This window comes from Pseudarthrobacter sp. C4D7 (assembly GCF_013359725.1).
Taxonomy (GTDB): domain Bacteria; phylum Actinomycetota; class Actinomycetes; order Actinomycetales; family Micrococcaceae; genus Arthrobacter.
The window spans coordinates 1-21,591 of the sequence record NZ_JABFMW010000042.1 but is presented as its reverse complement, the minus strand read 5'-3'; the positions used below and the strand labels follow the sequence as shown (position 1 = coordinate 21,591).

The window sequence follows — 21,591 nt, the reverse complement described above, 5'->3', positions numbered from 1 at the left end:
CCCGGTACCACTCCAGGCCCTGCGCCCCATATTCTGCGCGCACCGCGGCCTGCCACACGCGCCGGACAACCACTTGCCCTGCCCGCAACACCAGGAAGACCATTGTGACTCGACGACGAGGAATGTCCCTCGCGGGGCAGTACCTTCTGCTGCAGTTGCTCATTGTCCTGGCCGTCCTGGTGGGCGTTGTAGCCATCTCGCTGGCCCAGTCTGCTGCGGCCTTCGAACGCATCGAAGGCCGGCGGGCCCTGTCGGCAGCGGAAGCCCTGGGCGGAAACCCCGTGGTCCGCGAGCTCCTCCCCGAGTCCCAGGCGCGCGGCGGAGCCGTGCTGCCGGCAGTGGCAGAGTCAGTGCGCATCGTCTCCGGCTCATCCAGGGTGGCCCTGGCAAAAATCGACCGGACCGTGGTGGCGTCCTCGGATCCCAGCCTGCTGGGTGAACCGCTGGAACTCGGCACCAGCAGGGTAATGGAAGGCAGGGCCTGGACGGGAGTGGTGGGCGGCACCCCCGCCCCGCTCCTGTCCGCCCACGTTCCGGTCCTGGATGACACGGGGCGCATGATCGGGATCGCCTCCATCAGCCGCAGCTATCCCACCGTGCTGGAACGGCTGGGCGATGCCGTTCCCAACCTCCTGACCTACCTGGGCGTGGCGAGCGTGCTGGGCATTGCCGGGTCCTTCCTGCTGTCGCGCCGCGTCAAGCGGCAGACCCTGGGCATGGAACCCAGCGAAATCACCAGCCTGGTGGAAAACCGCGAGGCCATGCTCCACGGCCTCAAGGAAGGAGTGGTTGCGCTGGACCTGCACGACCGGATCACGGTGGCCAACCACAGCGCGCGTGCCCTGCTCGGCCTCCCACCCGACTGTGTTGGCAAGCGCGTGGCGGGACTCGCCGTCGAACCCGCCCTTAAGGAGGTCCTCACCCGCGAGCAGCCCGGCCCGGACCAGCTGGTGCTGGTGGGGGACCGGCTGGTGGTGATGAACCGGGTGCCGTTCGAATCCCGCGGCCGGGTGATCGGTTCGGTGACCACCCTGCGCGACCGCACGGAGCTCTCGGAGCTTGAGCATGAACTCGGCACCACCCGCACCACCACGGACACCCTTCGCGCCCAGGCGCACGAGTTCGCAAACCAGCTCCACGTCATCTCCGGACTGATCCAGATCGGCGAGTACGATTCCGTGGTCCAGTTCGTCAACGGGGCCACCGTGGACCGGACCCGGCTCAACGACGACGTGACCGCCCGGATCAAGGACCCCGCGCTCGCCGCGCTGCTGATCGCCAAGTCAAGCCTGGCCGCCGAACGTGGTGCCGCACTGCAGCTGGACCAGGACTCCGTGCTGGACAGCGTCGATGACGGGCTGTCCCGCGACCTCACCACCGTGGTGGGGAACCTGGTGGACAACGCGTTCGACGCCGTCACCGGGCTTCCGCAGGCAGCCGTGAGGGTGCGGGTGGATGGCAAGGCCGGGGCAGACGTGGTGGTGACGGTGCGGGACAACGGTCCGGGCATACCCAACGGCTCCTCCGGGAACATCTTCCGCCAGGGGTTCACCACCAAGGAACCGGGCCCGGCCGGCAGCCGCGGCTTCGGCCTGGCGCTGTCCCGGGTGGTGTGCCGCCGGACCGGCGGAAGCCTGGTGGTGGCCAACGATAATGGGGCTGTCTTTACCGCCGTGCTGAAACGAGGGAGTACCCAGCCATGATCAAAGTCCTGATCATCGATGACGACTTCATGGTGGCCAAGGTGCACGCCGGCTTCATCCAGCGCACCCCGGGTTTCCGGGTGGTGGGTGCGGCGCACACGGGCGCCCAGGCCGTGGCCGAGACAGAACGCCTGCAGCCGGACCTGGTCCTGCTGGACATCCACTTGCCGGACATCAACGGCCTGGACCTGATGCAGCGCCTGCGCGCCGTTGCGCCGGAACTGGACGTGCTGGTCATCAGTGCCGCCCGGGAAGTTGAAACAGTCCGGAAGGCACTGCGCGGGGGCATCGTCCACTACCTGATCAAGCCCTTCTCCCAGACGGACCTCCAGGAGCGGCTGGAGCACTACCGCAACGCCTACCAGGGCCTGGACGCGTCCAAGGATGTGGCCGAACAGTCGGACGTCAACCGGGTGTTCGGCCTGGACCGCGTCGAGCGGCCGCTGCCCAAGGGCTGCAGTATCGAGACGCTGAAGCTGGTGGAGGCGGCCCTCAACGCAGCCGCCGGCGACGTCTCCGCGGCGGAGATGGCCGAGGAGCTGGGCACCTCCAGAGTCAGCGCCCGCCGCTACCTCGAGTACCTGCATGATGAAGGAACACTGGACGTGCGGCTCAAGTATGGGGTGGGACGGCCGGAACGGCGGTATGTGCTGAAAGCCTGACCTCCCCCAGCGCCGAAGCCGAAGGGAGGGGCCGTCAGCGCAGCAGCGTGTTGATCAGCCGGGCGGCGGTCCTGGCGGTCCGGCCGTCAATGTCGAGCGCCGGATTCAGCTCCGCCACGTCCACGTGCAGCAGCTTCCCGCTCAGGGCCACTTGCCGGCACACCGCGGAAATGATGGGCAGCGGCACACCGTAGGCTGCTGGCGCGCTGACGCCTGGTGCCACCGCGGCGGGCAGCACGTCCAGGTCAATGGTCAGGTAGAGGACGTCGATCTCCGCGAGGTACTCCGCCACGAAGCCGCGGACCCGGTCCGCTTCGCAGTCCTCATCCAGGAGGTATCGGACACCGAGCTTCTCTGCGGTGTCGAACAGGACCTGGGTGTTGCTCGGTTCGGAGATGCCGGCGACGGCGTACCGGAATTCGCGTCCGGCGTCCGCTTCCGCGCGCGCCATCTGCAGGAACGGCGTACCGGAACTGGCCTGTGGCTCGTCGCGAAGGTCGAAATGTGCATCGAGGTTCAGGACGCCGAGGCGTTGCCCGCCCTGGACTGCAGCTGATTTGCTGACGCCCAGGTAGCTGGCGAAGGCGGTTTCGTGGCCACCGCCTAGGACAACGGTCTGGTGGCCGGCATCGAGCAGTTCCGCCAGTGCCCGGCCGAGCCGTTCCTGGCCCGCCTCCAGGTCTTCCCCTGAGACCACCACGTCACCGGCGTCAGCCACGGTGCGGTCAAGGTGGAAGGCCAGTGGGCCAAGTGCTTTCCGCAGCGCCGCCGGAGCGGCGGCTGCCCCCGTACGGCCCTTGTTGCGGCGCACTCCTTCGTCGCTGGAAAATCCCAGCAGGGCAGCCGGCCTGGGGCCAGGTGCGGCACCCTGCACCTCACCGAGCGCGGTGACCGCCTGCCACCAGCGGCGGTGGGCGGGGTCGTCGCCGTCGAACCTGCCGGTCCAGGGCTGGGGCGGGAGGTCGACGGCGGGAAGCTTGGGCTGCATACCCCAACCTCACCGCATGCCGGGCCCGAAAACCAGCGCCGCCGCCGTCGTCCTGTCCGGAATCCAAGAACCCGTTGCCACGGGGCGGCCAAACGGTCCACGCCCAAGGAGGGGTTAAGGTGAGAGCAGCCCACCGGCCCAGGCATCACCTGGCAACTCCGGATCCACGCAACATTTCCAGGCTGGAGAGCCGCTCCATGTTTGAAGCCCCAGATATCCTCTTTGCCGCGGCCGGACTGGCAGTATTCGTCGCTGCGGTGCTGCCCAAACTGCTCCGCAACATGCCGCTGTCCATGCCCATGGTCTTTCTGGGCGCCGGAATGGCAGCGTTCGCGCTGATTCCGTCGCTGCCCAGTCCCAACCCGGTGGAGCACAGCGACTTCGTCATGCACCTTGCCGAGGTCTGCGTCATCATCTCGCTGATGGGTGCCGGGCTGGCGCTGGACCGGCCCGTTGGCCGCAAGCGCTGGTCCACCACCTGGCGGCTCCTTGGCATCGCCATGCCGCTGTGCATCATCGGGCTCACCCTGCTGGGCATGTGGTTCCTGGGCCTGGGGCTCGGTGCGGCGCTGCTGGTGGCCGCAAGCCTGGCGCCCACTGACCCCGTCCTGGCCTCCGAAGTTCAGGTCGGTGAGCCTGCTGACGAGGAAGAGCACACCGACAAGGAGGACGAGGTCCGGTTCGGCCTGACCTCGGAGGCCGGGCTCAACGACGGCCTGGCGTTCCCGTTCGTCTACCTGGCCATCGCCATCAGCGTGGCCGGGGCCAACCCGTCCGCCTGGTTCGGTGAGTGGTTCGGCCTGGACGTGCTGTGGCGGCTGGCCGTCGGCCTCCTGGTGGGTTTCCTGACCGGGAAGCTCCTTGCCCGGCTGTTCTTCTCGGCGCGGGCTGGCAGCCTGCGGTTGTCCAACCACTCTGAGGGGTTCGTGGCCCTGGCGGCCACGTTCCTGGCATACGGTCTCGCGCAGATGGTGGCGGGCTACGGGTTCATCGCAGTGTTTGTCTGCGCGGTGACCATCCGGGCCGCAGAACGTACCCACGGCTACCACCGGGTGCTGCATTCCTACGTGGAGCAGCTGGAACGGCTCCTGACGGTGGTGATCCTGGTCCTGCTCGGCGGTGCCATAGCCCGCGGGCTGCTGGCCGGCGTAGGGCTCCCGGAACTGCTGGTGGCCCTTGCGTTCCTGCTGGTGGTGCGGCCGCTGGCAGGGTGGCTGGGGTTGCTGGGCGGCAAGACCGGACCGCGGGAACGGGTGGCCCTGTCCTTCTTCGGCATCCGCGGGATCGGTTCGGTGTACTACCTTTCCTTTGCGCTGGGCGAAGGCCATTTCGCGGACCAGGCGCACTGGCTCTGGTCCTTCATCGGGCTGGTGGTGGCCCTGTCCATCGTGATCCACGGCGCCACGACCTCGCCCCTGATGAACCGGCTGGACCGGCTCCGCGAGAAGAAGGCGCTCGAGGTTTCCGGCGACGAGGGGCTCGCTCCGAACACCCCGGTATAGGTCAACAGGCAACGAAAAAGGGCCGGTGCGGCATCTGCCGCACCGGCCCTTCTGTATGACTTTTGGAAGCTACATCCCCAGGGCAGCCTCAATGGGGCCAATGGCGAAGAACAGGGCGAAAGCCGCGGCCACAGCCCACATCAGCGGGTGGATGTCCTTGACCCTGCCCTGGACCGTGCGGATCAGGACGAAGGCGATGAAGCCGGCACCCAGGCCGTTGGCGATGGAGTAGGTGAAGGGCATCAGGGTGAAGGTGAGGAACGCGGGAATGGCGATGCCCCAGTCCTGCCAGTCGATCTTGCCCACCTGGGAGACCATCATGAAGCCCACCACTACCAGTGCCGGGGCTACGGCTTCAAAAGGCACCAGGTTGATCAACGGCGTGAAGAACATGGCCACCAGGAACAGGAGTCCGGTGACGATGGAGGCCACGCCCGTGCGGGCGCCTTCGCCGATGCCGGCACCGGCTTCCACGTAGATCTGGTTTGACGAGACGGACGCGCCGCCGCCGATGATGGCACCGAGTGCGTCCACCTGGAGCACGCGGTCGACGTCGGGAATGTTGCCGTGTTCATCCACCGTGCCGGCCTCGTTGGCAAGGCCCACCATGGTGCCCATGGCGTCGAAGAAGATGCTGAGCAGGATGACGAAGGCCAGCAGGGTGGCGGCAACGAAGCCCAGGTGCTCGAACGCGCCGAACGGGTTGGCCTTGCCAATCAGGGAAAGGTCCGGAGCGGCCCAGCCGGAGAAGGCGGGCGCCACCAGGGACCAGCCCTGCGGATTGAAGTTTTTGCCGTCGAAGCTGGGACCGATGTGGAGGGTCATCTCGAGGATGACGGCCAGCACCGTGGAGGTGATGATGCCGATCAGGATGGCGCCCTTGACCTTCCGCACCACCAGGGCGATGGTCAGGATCAGGCCGAACACGAACACGGCGGTGGGCCAGCCCAGGAGCTTGCCTTCAAAGCCCAGGCCCACCGGCACGGTGGTGCCTGCGACGTCCGGGATGCGCCGGACAAACCCGGCATTCACCAGGCCGATCAGCGCGATGAAGAGGCCGATGCCCACCACGATGGCTGTTTTGAGTCCGTCCGGAACAGCCTTGAACACGGCGGTCCGGAAGCCGGTCAGGACCAGGATCAGCATGGTGATGCCGGAGAGGACCACCAGGCCCATCATGTCCGGCCAGGTGAGTCCGGGATTGGTGGCCACGGTGACTGCCACGAAGGCGTTGACGCCCAGGCCGGTGGCCAGCGCGAAGGGATGCCGTCCCCATGCCCCCATGAGGATGGTGAGGATGCCTGCCACCAGCGCGGTCACAGCAGCAACCGCGGTGAATCCCAGCGTGGTGCCGCTGGAGTCTGGGCCGGACAGGATCAGGGGGTTCAATACCACGATGTAGCTCATGGCGAAGAACGTGGCGAACCCGCCGCGGATTTCGCGGGAAAGGTTTGAACCGCGCTCGGTGACCCTGAAATACCGGTCCAGGGCAGAGCCTTGCTTAAGCATTAGTCCTCCGGGGAAGTGTGTGGGGATACCTGCATCCTATAAGGAGCGGCAGGGAGTGGGCCGGCAAATTCGCCTAGTCTGTAAGGAAGCCAACACGAGGAGCAGCCCACCATGCGCACGGTCCGCCGCCAGTTGCTGAGCCTCACGCTCGGTGTGTTCATCATTGCAGCCGCCGTTCTTGGCCTCGCTGGCCCCGCCGCCGCCCATGATGGCGCTGAGTCGACCAGTCCGGCGCAGGGGTCAGCGGTTGCTGCGCCGCCGGCCGGGGTTTCAGTGACCTTCAGCGGCAAACCGCTGGGCATCGGGGCGTCCTTCTCTGTCAAGGACGCGGGCGGAATCGAATGGGCTGACGGTTCCGTTCAGATCGTGGACAACGTTGCCACCCAGAAACTGCGGGTGGGCGACCCCGCGGGAATGTACACCGTGGCGTGGCGCGTGGTTGGGTCGGACTCGCATCCCATCGAGGGAACGTTCACCTTCACCGCGGCCTCTGCGGCACCCGGCGCAGCCCCGGCGGTGACACCTTCGGCGGGAAGTCCGACGGCGGCCGGTGCGGTCCCGAGGATGGGTACCGCACAGCCAGGGGTCACGGAAGAGCCGTCGGAGCCGGCCGGGGCGGGAGAGCCGTTCCAGTGGAGCATTGTCCTTTTTGCGGTGGTCGCCGGGGGGCTGCTGGTAGCGCTCGGCGTCATGGCCCGCCGCCGGCTCACTGGTGATGGGGACGCCGGGGATGGCGGGGAGCCAGGCAGCGGAAGCGGGGAGTAGCACCCGCCGGCAGGAACTGTCCCCTCCGGCCTGGCGGCGTCTCCCGGGCCAGCAGTCAGCAGCCCAGCACGGCAAGGCTTCCCGTTGCCGGGAAAGCTCCGGTGGACGGGGTGGCCCCGTCCGGATTGACCTTGGCGGAGATTGCCTGGCCCACGGTCTTGGCCTGGCGCAGGACTTCCTTGGGAGATGGAGTGATGAGTTCGCCCACCCCCACCAGGTAGATGCCGATGGCCCGCATGGCGGCTGCGACATTGCGGCCCACGGCAATGCCGAAGTCACTGAGCATGCGCCGCAACTGGCTGTGGGCGCACCGGGTGAGCACGATGTTGTCCGCCACCAGGATGCCGGTGGGAGTGTGCACCTGCCACTGCGGCGCAGCCTGGTCCGGTGCTTCGAGCATGGTCAGCTGGACCGCCCGGGTGGTGTTCCGGACATCCACGCTGTGGCTTGCGGCGTAATTGCGCAAGTGGCGCAGGATCTCGTTCCGCTCGCGGAGGCTGGCGCTGTCCGCCGCGTCGCAGCGTTGCAGGGAGGTGGTGTTCGCGGGCTGGCCTTGGCCCAGGATGTCCAGGCCGTCCACCACGATGGAGTCCACTCCATGGCGGCGAAGCTCAGCGGCCACGGCCAGTCCGGACAGGCCCGTGCCAATGACTACAGTGGTGGTCAGTTCGGTCCCGGCGGTCCCCGGCATGGTTGACACTACAGTTTTCCTCCTTGGAGCTTCGGCAGGCGCCGGCACCCTTGCCGGACAGCGTCCCGTTACCCCCAAGCACGGCCGCAGCGCATGGCCGGGACCGTCATGACAGGAAAATGCAGTTGGCGTCCCGGACCAACAATGTCCTGAAGAATACAGAACAAAAGCGGCTCTGGATAGCCCACGGAGGAAAACATCTTCGCTGTGAGAAGGCGCTTTCCCAAGTGCCGCTGAAAGCCTGTGGATAACGGCGCCAACCAGCCCGTGAGCAGGCTTGCTAAGCCAAAGGGGACAGAGAATAGTGGGAATTGGGAACGGCCCTTTTCCTGCCGGTGCCGCTGCTGGGCCGGGTGCGCGGGGAGCGGTCCGTTTTCTGGCAGAATAGCCGCAACATCAGGCGTATCGCGAGGAGGCGGCCCCCATGGGCTCACGAGAGTTGCATCCGGACCCGGCCCGGGACGGTGGGGGTGGCGCCGCCGCTCCCCACGGCATCGTGGTGGGCGTTGACGGCTCAGACCATGGCCAGTGCGCCTTGGTGTGGGCCGCACGGGAAGCCCAGCGCCGCCGTCGTCCGCTCCATATCGTCACCGCCTATTCCGTGCCGATCTTTGCCGCGTCCGGCCTGGACGGGGGCTACGCCACCGTGGACGATTCCGTCATCCGCGAAGGCGCCGAGGCCATTGCCCGGCAGGCCCTGGACAAAGTGGCCGCCTATGACGTGGACGTCAGTTCTTCCGTGGAGAACGGCGACGCCGCCGGCGTCCTCCTCGAAATTTCCGAAACCGCCGAGCTGCTGGTGGTGGGCACCCGCGGCCGCGGCGGGTTTGTGGGCCGGCTCCTGGGTTCAGTCAGCAGTGCCCTGCCCGCCCACGCTAAATGCCCCACGGTGACCGTCCCGTTGTTCTGCTCCGACCGCCTCGGCGAATCCACGGAGGACCGGCGCGTCAAGGCCGAGCAGGCCAGGGCCGGGCACCGGCCGGTGGAGAACGTGGTGGTGGTTGGCGTGGATGGCTCCGAGCAGGCCCGCGTGGCCGTCCTGGAAGCAGCAGACCAGGCCGAACGGCTTGGCGCATCCCTCCGCGTGGTCTGCGCCGTTCCCCAGTACAGCGGCTCGCTGGCATGGGTACCGGCCCCCATGGACCGGAAGGCACTGTTCGATGACATCCGGGTCACCCTGGACGCCGGCATGGCATGGCTCCGCAGCCACTACCCCCACCTGCAGGCCGACTACGAGCTGAAGGATGGCTCACCGGTGGACGTGCTCGTCGAGGAAAGCCGGCACGTCGAACTGGTGGTGGTGGGCACCCGCGGCCGCGGCGGCTTCACCGGAATGCTCCTGGGCTCAACCTCGGATGGCGTGCTCCATCACGCCAAGGGCCCGGTCATGGTGGTCCCGGACCGGGAGGACCCTCGCCTGGCAGACCGCGGGCGGTTCGGCCCCATCCTGGGCGACGCCGCCTAAACCGAGCGCTTCCCGGACAGCCGGCGGGTGACCGCGGACATGAGGCAGCACACCATAGCCGAGGGCCATTCCGGCGGGCTGGTGCTCGGCCTGGACCATCTCCGGGCAGGAATGCTGGCGCAGGTGGGCGGCAAGGCAGCCAACCTTGGGGAGCTGTTGTCCGCCGGGTTGCCGGTTCCGGACGGTTTTTGCCTCTCCACGGCCGCGTACCGGAAGGCAACAGGCGCCCCGGATGCCCTCCTTCCCGCCCTGGCGGGGGTCTACGCCACCCTGGCGGCCATGCCGCCGGACGCCGTGGGGAACCCGGCCAATGTGGCGGAGCCGGCCGCAACGGCACGGACAGCGATCCTTGCGGCTCCGCTTCCAGCAGCCGTAGCCCGGGCCGTGGAGCAGGCCTACACGGCGCTGGGTCCTGACGTCCCGGTGGCCGTCAGGTCCTCGGCCACCGCAGAAGACCTGCCCTTCGCCAGCTTCGCCGGCCAGCAGGACACCTACCTGAACGTTGTGGGAGTGCCCGCGGTCCTGGACGCCGTGCGGCGGTGCTGGGCGTCGCTGTGGACGGACCGTGCCACCGCGTACCGCGCCGGCCTCGGGATCGACCCCGCCGCCGTGGCGCTTGCAGTGGTGGTCCAGCGGATGGTGGACGCCCAGGCCGCGGGAGTGATGTTCACTGCCAACCCGCTCACCGGCAGCCGCCGGCAGGTGGTGATCGATGCCAGCCCAGGCCTCGGCGAGGCCGTGGTTTCCGGCGCCGTCAATCCGGACCATTTCGTGGTGGACGCCCTAAGCGGCAGGGTGTTGGAACGCAGGCCCGGTGGCAGGGGCGTGGAGATCCGGCCGGTTCCCGGCGGCGGAACCGAAAGGCGCCAGATGCAGGGCGGCCGCGGCACCACCTGCCTTTCGGACAGCCAAGTGGGTGGCCTGCTGCGGCTGGGGTTGCAGGCGCAGGAACATTTCGGCGCTCCGCAGGACATTGAATGGGCGCTGGACGGCGCAGGCAGGTTGTGGCTCACCCAGTCCAGGCCCATCACCACCCTTTATCCGGTCCCGACAAGCAACGGTGCCGCCGGAAGGGTGCCGTCCGGCGCGTCCCCCGTGCGCGGGACCAGGGCGTACCTCTGCTTCAGCCTGGCACAGGGACTGACACGGCCGCTGACTCCCATGGGCCTGGCCGTTATCCGCCTCATCGCTTCGTCCGTGGCCTCGGCCGGCGGCTTCCCCGTTCGCGATCCCCGGGAAGGGCCGTCCCCCTACGCTGAAGCGGGCCAGCGGATCTACGTCGACTTCACCACCCCCATCCGCAGCGCCGTTGGACGCCGCCTTGTTCCCCGGGTCTTCGACATCATGGAGGCACGGACGGCAACCGTCATGCGACAGCTGTTCGCGGACCCCGCTTTCTCGGTGACCACCAGGACGCCGTTCACGCTGCTGCGGCACATCGGGCCCGCGGCGCTCCGTGCCGGGGTCCCCGCTACCTTCCTTCGCGCCTTGCTCTGGCCCCATGCGGCGTTCCGAAGGCTGGACCGCTTTGTCCAGGAATTCGAGGCATCCCTGGCTCCGGACGACTCGGCCACCTCCCTGGCACGCCTTGACCATGCCGAGTCCCTGGCGGGCTCACGCCTGTTCCAGATTGTTCCGGCGGTCCTTCCGCTCCCCGCCCTTGGCTTCGCGATGCTGGGCGTTGCCGGGAAGCTCCTGGGCGGGGACGCATGGGATGGGCTGCAGCCGGTCATCCGTGGCCTGCCCAACAACGTCACCACGGAAATGGACCTGGAATTGTGGCACCTGGCGCAGGGCATCCAGGAAGACGCCGAATCACGCACCGCACTGATGGCCGGTGATCCCGCTGCCCTCGCTGCCGCCTTCCGCGCCGGCCGGCTGCCGGCGCGCCTGGACGCGGGCCTGGCCAGGTTCTTGGGCAGGTACGGCCACCGGGCCGTGGGGGAGATCGACGTCGGCCTGCCGCGGTGGTCGGAAGAACCGGACCATATCCTGGGCATCCTCGCCAACTACCTGCGGCTGGACGACCCCGCCGTGGCCCCGGACGCCCAGTTCAGCAAAGCCGCCGAGGACGCAGAAACGCAGGTTGACCGGCTCACGGCCCGCGCCGCTGCCCGCAGCAGTATCCGGGGACGGCTGGTGCGGGCAGCACTCCGGCGGGCACGCATGTTCGCGGGCCTGCGGGAGCAGCCCAAATACCAGCTGGTGCTTGGCCTGGGCGAGGTCCGCCGGCAGCTGCTCCTGGTGGGAACCGAACTGGCGCAGGCGGGGGCGCTGGAACGGCGGGACGACGTGTTCTTCCTCGACTTCGCTGAGGTCCGCCAGGCCTTGACCGGAACAAGCGCGGGAAATCCTGCCCCTGCCCCGGACCTGAAGGCACTCGTGGCGGTACGGCGCCAGGACTACGCCCGGGAGCTCAAGCGCCGGCACATACCCCGGGTGCTGCTCTCGGACGGCACCGAACCCGAGGCAGCGCGGACCGCCGTCGGAAGCGCGGCGAACGGAACCCTGGCCGGCAGTCCGGCTTCGGCCGGAATGGTGACCGCCGCGGCACGTGTCATCCTGGACCCCGTGGGGGCGCGCCTGGAGCCGGGTGAGATCCTGGTTGCCCCGTCCACGGATCCCGGCTGGACGCCACTGTTCCTCACGGCAGGAGGACTGGTGATGGAGATGGGCGGACCCAATTCACACGGCGCCGTCGTAGCCCGGGAGTACGGTATTCCCGCCGTTGTCGGCGTACCCGACGCCACCGGCCTGATCAGCACAGGCCAAAAAATAACGGTCGACGGCGGTGCGGGGACCGTCGTGCCGAACCTCCCGGAAGCATCGCAGAACGGACTCCTTCCCAACGGCACGGACCCACCTGCACAGGCGTAGTCTTGATCCATGGGCTCCAACAGGCTGGATTCCAGCGGACCTTTCCACCACATGCAGGTGCAACGAAACAGCACGAGGCGCAGGATGTGGCTGCGGTGGCTGCCCGCCGTCGCGGCGCCGGTGGCCATTGCCTCCGGTGCCCTGATCGGGTCTCTGCCGGCCGGTGCCAGCAATCCGCTGCCGGCCAAGACGCCCGCCGAAGTCCTGGTACTGGCGGCCGGCCACCAGGTGCGTACGTTCTCGGGGACGGTGGAACAGTCCGCTGAACTGGGGCTGCCGGAATTGCCTGCTGCCGGGAAGCCGTCCGGATCCGCACCCGGACCTGCGTCCGCGGGCAGCGTGGCGTCGGTGATGGAACTGCTGTCCGGCAAGCACACCGCACGCATCTACCTGGACGGCGAGGACAATGCCCGCGTGCAGGTGATGGACCAATTGGCCGAACGCGACATGGTCCGCCACGGAAAGGACGTTTGGCTGTATTCGTCAAAGGACAACACGGCCGCACACCTGTCCCTGCCGGCACACACGCAGGATCCGGCCCACGCCCCGGACCCCGCGCTGCCGACCAACCCGCAGGGGGCGCACGGCATGCACACTCCCGCTGAACTGGCCCAACAATTCCTGTCCAAGGTGGGCCCCACCACTGCCGTTACCGTGGGCCCTGACGTTTCTGTTGCAGGGCGCACCGCCTACAACCTGCTGATCGAGCCCCGCACGGACGCAACGCTGGTAGGTAAGGTGGCCATCGCCGTCGACGGTGCCACCGGGATGCCGCTGTCAGTCCGGGTGACCGCCCGGGGCGCCGATACGCCGGCGTTCTCCTCCGGGTTCACCAGCTTCTCGCTGGACGCGCCGAACCCGTCCGTCTTCGCCTTCACCCCGCCGCCGGGCAGCACCGTCAAGGAACTACCGGTACCGGACAAGCCTGGTCATCCCGCTACGGCCGGTGATCCCGCCAAGGACCACGACCCCGCCAATGCCCATGGCCCGGGCGACCCCGGCGATGCCAGGGAAAATACCGACGTCACCGGTACCGGCTGGGAGACCGTCGTAGGCACGTCGCGGGGATCAGCTGCAGCCGCTGAATCAATGCTGCAGGACCCGCTGCTGTCCCAGGCCACCGTCGCCGTTCCCGGCGGCCGCCTGCTCTCCACGGCACTGCTCAATGTCCTGGTCACCGACGACGGCCGGATCTTCGCGGGAATGGTGCCGCCGGAGAGGCTGCAGGCCGCAGCAGCAGCGGCCCGGTAAGCATTTGGACGGGCGGGGGAGTGGCAGCCGGTCGGGAGCCGGGCGGGTGGCCGCGGGCCTGCCGGGTACGGCGCCGGTGGCTGCCGGCCTGGCGATCGAGACCCGGGGACTCAGCAAGCACTTTGGCCGCCAGGCCGCGGTGGACCGCGTGGACCTGGCCGTCCCGCACGGGACGGTGTTCGGTTTCCTCGGCCCCAATGGCTCCGGCAAGACCACCACCATCCGTATGCTGCTGGGGCTCGCTGCCGCGTCCGCGGGCACCGTAACCCTGCTGGGGGAGGAAATGCCGCGCAAACTCCACGACGTGCTGCCGCGCGTGGGCGCCCTGGTGGAAGGCCCCGCGTTCTACCCATTCCTGTCCGGCGCCGCCAACCTTCACAGGCTGGACTCCGCCAGCCCGCATACCGTGCCTGCCTCCCGCAAGGCCCGGGTGCAGCAGGCACTGGAGCGTGTGGGCCTGGAACACGCCGCTGGGAAACGCGTCCATGCCTATTCGCTGGGGATGAAGCAGCGGCTGGGCATCGCCAACGCTTTGCTCTCGCCCCGGGACCTGCTGGTCCTGGATGAACCTACCAACGGGCTGGATCCGCAGGGGACCCGCGAAGTGCGCAACCTGGTGCGATCGCTGGCGCAGCAGGGCACCACGGTATTCGTGTCCAGCCACCTGCTGGCCGAGGTGGACCAGATGTGCACCCACGCTGCCGTGATGAGCGCGGGGAAACTCGTGGCGCAGGGACCCCTGGCCCAGCTGCGGCAGTCGGGAAGCACGCGTTTGCGGCTGGTGACACCCGACGGCGGCGCCGCGCGGCAGGTCCTGGCCGGGCTGGGCCTGGCACCCGGGCGTGGCGTGGATGGCGGCCTGGGCGCGGAACCTGCTCCCGGGACTGCGGGCGTCTCCGTCCGGCAGGAGACACTGCGGGCCCAGCCGGACGGGGAGACGATCGTGGCGGCGCTGGGTCCGGGGGACGGGCAGACGGCGGTGCTTCCGGAGGAGGTCGTGGCGCGCCTGGTCCAGGCCGGCGTCCGGGTCCGGGGCTTCGCCGTCGAACGTGAAAGCCTTGAAGACCGCTTTGTTGCCCTGACCGGGGAAGGATTCGACGTTGCCCAGTAGCGTTCCTGCCGAACGACCCGCCACGGCCAAGGCGTCCCCTCCCCGCAGTCGCGGACTGTCCCTCCTGGTTTCGGAGCTCAGGGTCCTGTTTGGGCGCCGGCGGACCTGGGCCCTGCTGCTGGCGCTCGCCGCAATTCCCGTACTCATTGCCGTGGCCGTGAAGGTTTCCTCGGCGGTCCCACCGGGGCGGGGGCCCGCGTTCCTGGACCGGATCACGCAGAACGGGCTGTTCGTGGCGTTCACCGCCATTTTGGTCTCCGTCCCGCTGTTCATGCCGCTCGCCGTGGGGGTGGTGGCGGGGGACACGATCGCCGGGGAGGCCAACCTGGGGACCCTCAGGTACCTGCTGGTGGCGCCGGCCGGACGGGTCCGGCTCCTGCTGGTCAAGTACGCGGGCGCGCTGGCCTTCTGCATCGCGGCCCCGCTCGCCGTTGGCCTCGCAGGGGCCGCCATCGGTGCAGCGCTGTTCCCGGTAGGGCCGGTCACCCTCCTCTCCGGCGGGGTTGTCCAGCCTGGGGAGGCTGTCCTCCGGATAGTGCTTATCGCCGCCTACCTGGCCGTCTCGCTTGCCGGGCTTTCGGCAATTGGGCTGTTCCTGTCCACCATGACGGTGGTTCCCGTCGGGGCCATGGCCGCCACCGTGGTGGTCTCGGTGGTTTCGCAGGTCCTGGACCAGCTTCCGCAGCTGGAGTGGCTGCATCCGTGGCTCTTCAGCCATTACTGGCTGGGTTTTGGCGACATGCTGCGCCAGCCCGTGGTGTGGGATTCCTTCCTGGACAATGCGCTGCTCCAGGCCGGCTACGTGGCAGTCTTTGGGGCGCTCGCGTACGGCCGGTTCGTCACCAAGGACATCCTGAGCTGACGACGGCGACGGGACGCTTCAGGTGCTGCCGCCAGCCTGGCGGTTGGTCAGTACCGGGCGGCGTACGGGTACAGGTCCATGCCCACCATCGAGCTGATGGTGGAAACGGTAATGCCCTCCTGCGGGTTCAGGGCTTGAACGACTTGCCCGTTCCCGAGGTAGATGGCCACATGGTAGAAGTTTGGCGCGGAACCCCAGACCAGCAGGTCTCCCCGGCGGGCCTGCGAGATGGGCACATGGACCGGAGCCGCGGCGTACTGCTGTGAAGCTGTACGCGGCAAGTAGGTACCGGCGGCTGCGAAGGCATTCTGCACCAGGCCCGAGCAGTCAAAGCCGTACACCCCCGTGCCGCCCCACTGGTAGAAGTAGGGAGCGCCCACCTTGCCCAACGCAACGGAAATGGCTGCTTCGTACGTACCCGCGCCGGTGGGCGGGGCCGGGGCCGGGCTTGGAACGGGTGCCGGGGCGGGAGCAGCCGGAGCCGGGGCCGGGGCAACAGGCGCCGGAGCGGAGGCTGGTGCAGCCGGGGCAGGTACCGCCGGAGCCGGAGCCGGCGCAGCGGGCGGTGCTGCAGCTACTGGTGCGGCAGGAGCGGGGGCTGCAGGAGCCGGCGCTGCAGGAGCGGCGGGCTGTCCGCCGTTCTCCCCTGCACCGTTCTGTCCCGCACCGTTCTGTCCTGCACTGCTTTGGCCGGCATTGTTCCGGCCCGCCGCCTGGTCCCGGGCCGCCTGGTCCTGCGCTGCGTTCTCCCGGGCGGCTTTGTCTGCCGCCGCGGACAGTGCGGCAAGGCGTGCCTCTTCCCGTTGCCGGTCAAGGGCATCCACCCTGGCCGATTCGAGCGCCACCGTCGTATTGCGGAGCTGGGCCAGCTGGTCCACCAGGACGGTTCGCTGTGCTTTGGCGTCCGCGACGGCTTTGGCCTGCGCGGCGTTGGCCTGTTCCGCCTGGGATTTCCGTTGCTCGGCAGTTTTCGCGGCATCGTCAGCGGCCTTGGTGGCGTCCTCCGCGGCTGCGGTCAGGGAACGGTAGGCGGTGGCCGCAGCATCCGCAGCCTGGAACGCCCGGCTGCGGCCGGCGGAGAGGGCCTCAAGCGTGGCGGCCTGCTGCAGGCTGTCACTGCCGCTTGCCAGGCTTCCGAGGGTGGGGTTCAGGCCGCCGTTGCGGTAAAGATCGCCGGCAAGTTGCCCCACCTGCTTCCGGGTTTTGTCCTGTTGGTCACGGGCGGATGAGGCTTTGGCGGTGGCGACTGAGGCGGCTTCCGTCCTCTGCTGCAGTTCTACGATCGCTTCGCTGTAGGTGTTGTTGGCCTGCATGGCCACGGCGAACGCTGCCTGTTGGGCGGAGGACGCGTCCGCCAGGATGCGCTCGATCGCGCTGACCTGGTCCGCTGTTGCGGCTTCGCTGGCTTTCGCTGCGGCAATGTCGTCCGCGGAGGGGATGTCCGGCGACGCCGCAACGGCCATGGGCGCTGAGGGTGCCGGTACCGCGAGTGCGGGTGTTGCCACGGATGCAAAAAGTACGACGGCGGCGCACAGCACGGCCGTCCTGCGGCCGGATCCGGGTAAAGCCATCTGCAGAGACCTCGCAAGGGTAGGGCTGGGAGTGAGGTTCCCGATACGGCACGCGACCGTGCGCCCTCAACTGCTCGCCAGCAGTCCGAGGCTACGTGATGGGTTGCACATTGGCAACAGCAGTCACATCAATAACATAAACCACAAGCGTGTCATTACGCAGGGAATTTATCGGGGTGTGTCGGGGTCAGGCGGCTTGATGCTAGCCCCAGCCCAGCTCATGCAGCCGGTCGTCGGAAATACCGAAATGGTGGGCGATTTCGTGGACCACCGTGACGGCAACTTCGTGGATTACCTCGTCCCGGGAACTGCAGATCTCCAGGATGGGTTCACGGAAGATGGTGATCCGGTCGGGGAGGGAGCCGGCGTCCCACCAGGAATCACGTTCAGTCAGGGGGACCCCTTCGTACAGCCCCAGCAGCACAGTGTCCGGGTCTTCCCCCGGCCCCGGCACGTAATCGTCGTCGATGAACACCGCCACATTGTCCATGGCCCGCGCCAGGCGGTCCGGGATGCTGTCCAGGGCATCCTGGACGGCCACCTCGAACTCGTCGGGAGACATGGTGAACCCTGAGGGTTCGTGCGGGCCGTCGGGAACGATGGGCAGTCCCGGCGGAAGGCTTGCTGGCATAAATCCGACTCTAACGCCCGGGACGCTGCCGGGTGCGCCGGGCCCGCGTCCTGCGCCTGGTCAGCCCCACTCCCACCAGGCAGACCAGCCCGCCCACCAGCCCCCAGGCTGTGGGGATCTCCCCGAGCAGCAGCCAGGAGATGAGCACTGTGGTCCCGGGTACCAGGTAGGTGGTGGCAGCCAGCTTCCCGGCGTCCACCAGCGAGAGCGCGTACGCCCAGGTGGTGAAGGCGATGGCAGTGGGAAACACGCCCAGGTACACCAGCGCCCAGGTGGCCTCCGGAGGGGCGGCCTGGACTTCGGACGCCAGCTGCCCCGCGAACGGCAGGCAGCACACCGCGCCCACGACGATGCCGAACCATGTTGCCTGCGCCGCCGGGAACTTCCGCACCACCGGCTTCTGGATGATGACGCTGACGGCGGCGAGCACCGCCGCGAGGAGGCAAAGCGCCACGCCCGCCAGGTCCGCCGTTGAACCTTCTCCGGGGCTGCGCGGCTGCCCGGAACCCAGGGCGATCAACGCAACCCCCGCGAACGCCACGGTGCTGCCGATCAGCAGCCAGCGGGGAAAGCCCTCTTTGAGGAAGAGGCCGGCCATGATAGCCACCAGGATGGGGTTGACGTTGATCAGCAGGGCGCTGGTGCCGGCGTCAAGGATGTGCTCGGCGGCGTTCAGGGCAATGTTGTAGCCGCCGAACCACATCACCCCATAGGCGAGGATGGGCAGCCATTCGCGTCCCGTGGGCAGCACCCGGCTCCTGAGCAGTTGCGGCACCACCAGGAAAGCGAGGACGACGGCGGCGACCGCCAGCCTGCCCAGCGTCAGGGAGCCGGGGGCGAAGTGCGGGCCGATGGCGCGGATGCCGACGAAGGCGGACGCCCACAGCACCACGGTAACCACCATGGCCGCCACGCCAAGAGCCTTCACGGGCGGGGGTGCTGCAGCGGGGGAAGCCAGGGGCTGGCCGGCGGGGCTGGTGGAAGGCATGAGTCAAATGTACGGCGGCCGCAGGAACCACACTGGCGGGAATCGGCCACATCGGTGCCGTCGGGCTAGGATGCGGACCATGTCCTCTCCTTCGGCTCCCGCCCGTGACACCCCGCGCCTTGTCCGGAAAATCATCTGGATCGCACTGGCTGTCGTCGTCGTGGGCGGTGTTGCCTGGTACGCCGTTTTCACCGCCACGAAGCCGGAGCAGGCGGCGCCTCCGGCCGCCGGCGCTGAACAACTCGTGCGCGCTGACAGCCACCGCCTGACCACCCCCGCCGAGGAGAAGGCCCAGTTGGTGGAGTTCCTGGACTTCGAGTGCCCGTCCTGCGCTGCAGTCCACCCTTTCGTGGAGAAGCTCAAAGCGGAGTTCGGGGACAGGATCACGTTCGTCAACAGGTACTTCCCGCTGTCCGCCCACCCCAACTCCGGCCAGGCTGCCCTGGCCGTGGAAGCGGCAGCGCAGCAGGGGCAGTACCAGCCGATGGCCGCCAAGCTGTTCGAGACCCAACCCCAGTGGGCCGGCAGCCAGCAGTCCCAGGCGCCGCTGTTCCGCACCTATGCCGGGCAGCTGGGCCTGGACCTGGCGAAGTTCGATGCGGTGGTGGCCAACCAGGACACAGAGGAGCGCATCCTGGCCGACATCGCAGACGGCAACGCCCTCGGAGTCAGCGGCACGCCAACCTTCTTCCTCAACGGCGAGAAACTGGCGCTCTCCACCAAGGCGGACTTCCGCCAGAAGCTGGCAGACGCCGTCAAGTAGCGGCGTGCAGCCCCGCTGAAGCGCCCGGGCGGCGCCCTACTCCTTGCCGGCCCAGGCGAGCAGCTTGTCCACCGGCCAGGTAGTGATGATCCGATCGGCCGGAACGTGGTTCCGGGCTGCCCGTTCGGCGCCGTACTGCAGGAAATCCAGCTGCCCGGGGGCGTGGGCATCGCTGTCAATCGAGAACAGACACCCAGCTTCCAGCGCCAGTTGGATGAGGGCGTCCGGCGGGTCCTGCCGTTCCGGGCGGGAATTGATTTCCACGGCAACGTTGTGTTCGGCGCACGCTGCGAAGACTTCCCCGGCGTCGAATTCCGACGGCGGACGCGTCCCGCGCGAGCCCTCCACCAGCCGTCCCGTGCAGTGGCCCAGGACGTTGGTCTGTGGATCCCGGATACCTCCCAGCATCCGGGCGGTCATGGTCTTCCGGTCTGCCCGGAGTTTCGAGTGGACGCTGGCCACCACGATGTCCAGGCGGTCCAACAGTTCCGGTTCCTGGTCCAGCACGCCGGATTCCAGGATATCCACTTCGATCCCGGTCAGCAGGCGGGTGCCTCCGCCGTTGCTGTTGATGCCTGCCACCACGTCCAGCTGCTCCCGCAGGCGCTCCGCGGACAAACCGTTGGCGATGGTGAGGTTGGGGGAGTGGTCCGTCAGGGCAAGGTACTCCCTGCCCAGCACCTCAGCGGCCGCCACCATCAGCTCAATGGGGGAGCCGCCGTCGGACCATTCACTGTGGCTGTGGAGGTCGCCGCGAAGCGCGGCCCGGATTTCTTCGCCGCCCGAAGCCAGTGGCTCTGCGCCCTTCCCGCGAAGGTCTGCCAAGTAGTCGGGGACCTGTCCGTCCACTGCCTGCCGGATCACTTCGAAGGTCCGGTCGCCGATTCCCTTCATGGATTTAAGCCGGCCGGTCCGGGCGCGTGCCGCCACTTCCCCGGCGTCCAGGGCGGTGATGGCTGCGGCCGCCTTGCGGAAGGCCTGGACCTTGAACGTGGCCGCGCGTCCGCGCTCCAGCCAGAAAGCGATCTCGTTGAGCGCATCGACGGCATCCATCCCTCCATCTTCACCTGCAGGGCGGCCAAACGGCGGGGATTTCGCCGATTTTGGAATATTCCGGGTTAGCCCCTATAGTTTTAGAGTCCAGTTCGGAGAAACACAGAGGACAAAGACGGAAAGCCACGCTTGACGCCTTTTATTTTGTTCCGAACGGGTTCTGGCCCCCATCGTCTAGCGGCCTAGGACACCGCCCTTTCACGGCGGCGGCACGGGTTCGAATCCCGTTGGGGGTACGCAAGGAACTGGTCAAACAGACTGAAAATGTCTGGTAGGCTGGAAGCCTTGAAAAAAGCGGTAGAGATACTGTGAAAGCAAGAAACGCAAGGCCCTGTAGCGCAGTTGGTTAGCGCGCCGCCCTGTCACGGCGGAGGTCGCGGGTTCAAGTCCCGTCAGGGTCGCTCTGATTGTTGGAAGAAATTCCGGCTGTCATGGTGACTAGTCACCTAGGCTCTGTAGCTCAGTTGGTAGAGCGTTCGACTGAAAATCGAAAGGTCACCGGATCGACGCCGGTCGGAGCCACCACTGGGAAGCATCAGTTCTTCGGAACTGGTGCTTTTCTGCTTTTAACCCTGGCACCGGATTTCCAGGCTTCCGGTCTGGGCCTGGCCCGGGCGGCCCTGTGGTGCACGTAATACCGCAGGCAGCAGCAACAAAAAATTTGCGGCCTCCAACGAAACATTTGACCCCTGCCGACGGCGTATGGCACGCGCGCGCAATGGCTTGCGTAAGCGCTTGCACTCTACTGGCCGGTAACTGGTTCCGGCCTCCGAAACAGGGTTTGAACTGCTCCCGTCACCCCGCATACGGTTGAGCGCGGCCGGAGAGGACAGCATGCTTTCCACCGGCCCTGCAGGCCCCACCCAGGCCTGATTCCCCGCAACACAACGGCGTCCCGGATGACGCCACAGGTGTTGCCGTGGCCGCGGCTGGTTTCGGGGCACGGGTTCACCCCCGTCTTCCACGAAAGTTACAACTCCGCGAGAAGAGCAAGAAATGCACAAGCACCCCCAACCCCGGCTGAAGCGCTGGCGCACCGGCGCCGCAGCGCTGGCGGCAACCCTTGCCGCCTCGGCTTTCCTGGCCGTTCCTGCGGCGCAGGCCAACGAACCCTCCGATCCGCCTGCCGTCCAGCAGCTGCCGGCCCCCACCCCCGGCTTCCCCCCGCCCACGCCACAAACCCAGCAAGCCATCGTCCC

At 67.9% G+C, this 21,591-nt stretch carries 17 protein-coding genes, 3 tRNA genes and 1 pseudogene; 14 read left to right on the top strand and 7 right to left on the bottom strand.

All coding sequences use genetic code 11. The features are described from left to right. The first annotated feature begins 122 nt into the window (after positions 1–122). Both HNO81_RS18980 and HNO81_RS18975 read left to right on the top strand, forming a co-directional pair. The gene (locus HNO81_RS18980) at positions 123–1,703 is read left to right on the top strand and encodes a sensor histidine kinase (protein ID WP_175319661.1); all 1,581 of its coding nucleotides are present in this window, start codon (positions 123–125) and stop codon (positions 1,701–1,703) included. Further along, positions 1,700–2,365 carry a response regulator gene (locus tag HNO81_RS18975; RefSeq protein WP_175319650.1) on the top strand — a complete coding sequence of 222 codons (666 nt, stop codon included), beginning with the start codon at positions 1,700–1,702 and terminating at the stop codon, positions 2,363–2,365. Before HNO81_RS18980 ends, HNO81_RS18975 begins: the two co-directional genes overlap by 4 nt. 34 nt (positions 2,366–2,399) lie before the next feature. Here the strand turns inward: HNO81_RS18975 and hutG are convergent, their stop codons facing one another. Beyond that, complete coding sequence (gene hutG / locus HNO81_RS18970) at positions 2,400–3,353, bottom strand: formimidoylglutamase (protein ID WP_175319649.1); 954 nt, start codon at positions 3,351–3,353, stop codon at positions 2,400–2,402. A gap of 197 nt (positions 3,354–3,550) precedes the next feature. Between hutG and HNO81_RS18965 the strand changes: the two genes are divergently transcribed. Continuing rightward, positions 3,551–4,855, top strand: a complete 1,305-nt coding sequence (locus HNO81_RS18965) for a sodium:proton antiporter (RefSeq protein ID WP_175319648.1) — start codon at positions 3,551–3,553, stop codon at positions 4,853–4,855. A 69-nt stretch (positions 4,856–4,924) separates the two neighbouring features. Here HNO81_RS18965 and HNO81_RS18960 read toward each other — a convergent pair whose 3' ends face one another. Beyond that, the gene (locus tag HNO81_RS18960) at positions 4,925–6,364 is read right to left on the bottom strand and encodes an NCS2 family permease (protein WP_175319647.1); all 1,440 of its coding nucleotides are present in this window, start codon (positions 6,362–6,364) and stop codon (positions 4,925–4,927) included. A gap of 111 nt (positions 6,365–6,475) precedes the next feature. On the opposite strand from HNO81_RS18960, the gene HNO81_RS18955 reads away from it, so the two are divergent. Further along, positions 6,476–7,129, top strand: a complete 654-nt coding sequence (locus HNO81_RS18955) for a copper resistance CopC family protein (RefSeq protein ID WP_175319646.1) — start codon at positions 6,476–6,478, stop codon at positions 7,127–7,129. Between the two features lie 55 nt (positions 7,130–7,184). Here HNO81_RS18955 and HNO81_RS18950 read toward each other — a convergent pair whose 3' ends face one another. Further along, positions 7,185–7,820, bottom strand: a complete 636-nt coding sequence (locus HNO81_RS18950) for an NAD(P)-binding protein (protein WP_175319660.1) — start codon at positions 7,818–7,820, stop codon at positions 7,185–7,187. Positions 7,821–8,244: 424 nt separating this feature from the next. Between HNO81_RS18950 and HNO81_RS18945 the strand changes: the two genes are divergently transcribed. The 5 genes from HNO81_RS18945 to HNO81_RS18925 are packed head-to-tail and all read left to right on the top strand — an operon-like array spanning position 8,245 to position 15,386. Then, positions 8,245–9,285 (top strand): universal stress protein, encoded by a 1,041-nt coding sequence (locus HNO81_RS18945; RefSeq protein ID WP_175319645.1) that lies wholly within the window; start codon positions 8,245–8,247, stop codon positions 9,283–9,285. A 39-nt stretch (positions 9,286–9,324) separates the two neighbouring features. Next, the gene (locus HNO81_RS18940; RefSeq protein ID WP_175319644.1) at positions 9,325–12,162 is read left to right on the top strand and encodes a PEP/pyruvate-binding domain-containing protein; all 2,838 of its coding nucleotides are present in this window, start codon (positions 9,325–9,327) and stop codon (positions 12,160–12,162) included. Between the two features lie 51 nt (positions 12,163–12,213). Continuing rightward, positions 12,214–13,413, top strand: a complete 1,200-nt coding sequence (locus tag HNO81_RS18935) for a hypothetical protein (RefSeq protein WP_175319659.1) — start codon at positions 12,214–12,216, stop codon at positions 13,411–13,413. Between the two features lie 46 nt (positions 13,414–13,459). After that, positions 13,460–14,524, top strand: coding sequence for an ABC transporter ATP-binding protein (locus HNO81_RS18930; RefSeq protein ID WP_371818316.1), 1,065 nt, complete (start codon positions 13,460–13,462; stop codon positions 14,522–14,524). Then, the gene (locus HNO81_RS18925) at positions 14,514–15,386 is read left to right on the top strand and encodes an ABC transporter permease (protein WP_175319642.1); all 873 of its coding nucleotides are present in this window, start codon (positions 14,514–14,516) and stop codon (positions 15,384–15,386) included. The genes HNO81_RS18930 and HNO81_RS18925 overlap by 11 nt, the downstream gene beginning before the upstream one ends. Before the next feature lie 47 nt (positions 15,387–15,433). Here HNO81_RS18925 and HNO81_RS18920 read toward each other — a convergent pair whose 3' ends face one another. From HNO81_RS18920 to HNO81_RS18910, 3 genes are all read right to left on the bottom strand, one after another. Continuing rightward, positions 15,434–16,957: a C40 family peptidase gene (locus HNO81_RS18920; protein WP_175319641.1), complete on the bottom strand. Its 1,524-nt coding sequence runs from the start codon at positions 16,955–16,957 to the stop codon at positions 15,434–15,436. A gap of 202 nt (positions 16,958–17,159) precedes the next feature. Continuing rightward, entirely contained in the window at positions 17,160–17,588 is a 429-nt protein-coding gene (locus HNO81_RS18915) for a metallopeptidase family protein (protein WP_175319640.1), read from the bottom strand. Between the two features lie 10 nt (positions 17,589–17,598). After that, positions 17,599–18,576, bottom strand: a complete 978-nt coding sequence (locus HNO81_RS18910) for a DMT family transporter (protein ID WP_175319639.1) — start codon at positions 18,574–18,576, stop codon at positions 17,599–17,601. Positions 18,577–18,655: 79 nt separating this feature from the next. On the opposite strand from HNO81_RS18910, the gene HNO81_RS18905 reads away from it, so the two are divergent. Then, complete coding sequence (locus HNO81_RS18905) at positions 18,656–19,339, top strand: thioredoxin domain-containing protein (protein WP_175319638.1); 684 nt, start codon at positions 18,656–18,658, stop codon at positions 19,337–19,339. A 36-nt stretch (positions 19,340–19,375) separates the two neighbouring features. Here the strand turns inward: HNO81_RS18905 and HNO81_RS18900 are convergent, their stop codons facing one another. Further along, positions 19,376–20,392, bottom strand: coding sequence for a PHP domain-containing protein (locus HNO81_RS18900; protein WP_175319637.1), 1,017 nt, complete (start codon positions 20,390–20,392; stop codon positions 19,376–19,378). A gap of 163 nt (positions 20,393–20,555) precedes the next feature. On the opposite strand from HNO81_RS18900, the gene HNO81_RS18895 reads away from it, so the two are divergent. The 4 genes and pseudogenes from HNO81_RS18895 to HNO81_RS18880 all read left to right on the top strand — a co-directional run. Further along, positions 20,556–20,628 (top strand) — tRNA-Glu (locus HNO81_RS18895). 91 nt (positions 20,629–20,719) lie between these two features. Continuing rightward, positions 20,720–20,793, top strand: a tRNA-Asp gene (locus tag HNO81_RS18890). A gap of 48 nt (positions 20,794–20,841) precedes the next feature. Then, positions 20,842–20,917 (top strand) — tRNA-Phe (locus HNO81_RS18885). A gap of 471 nt (positions 20,918–21,388) precedes the next feature. Beyond that, positions 21,389–21,591 (top strand): annotated as a pseudogene (locus HNO81_RS18880) (glycoside hydrolase family 68 protein); the annotation flags it as partial.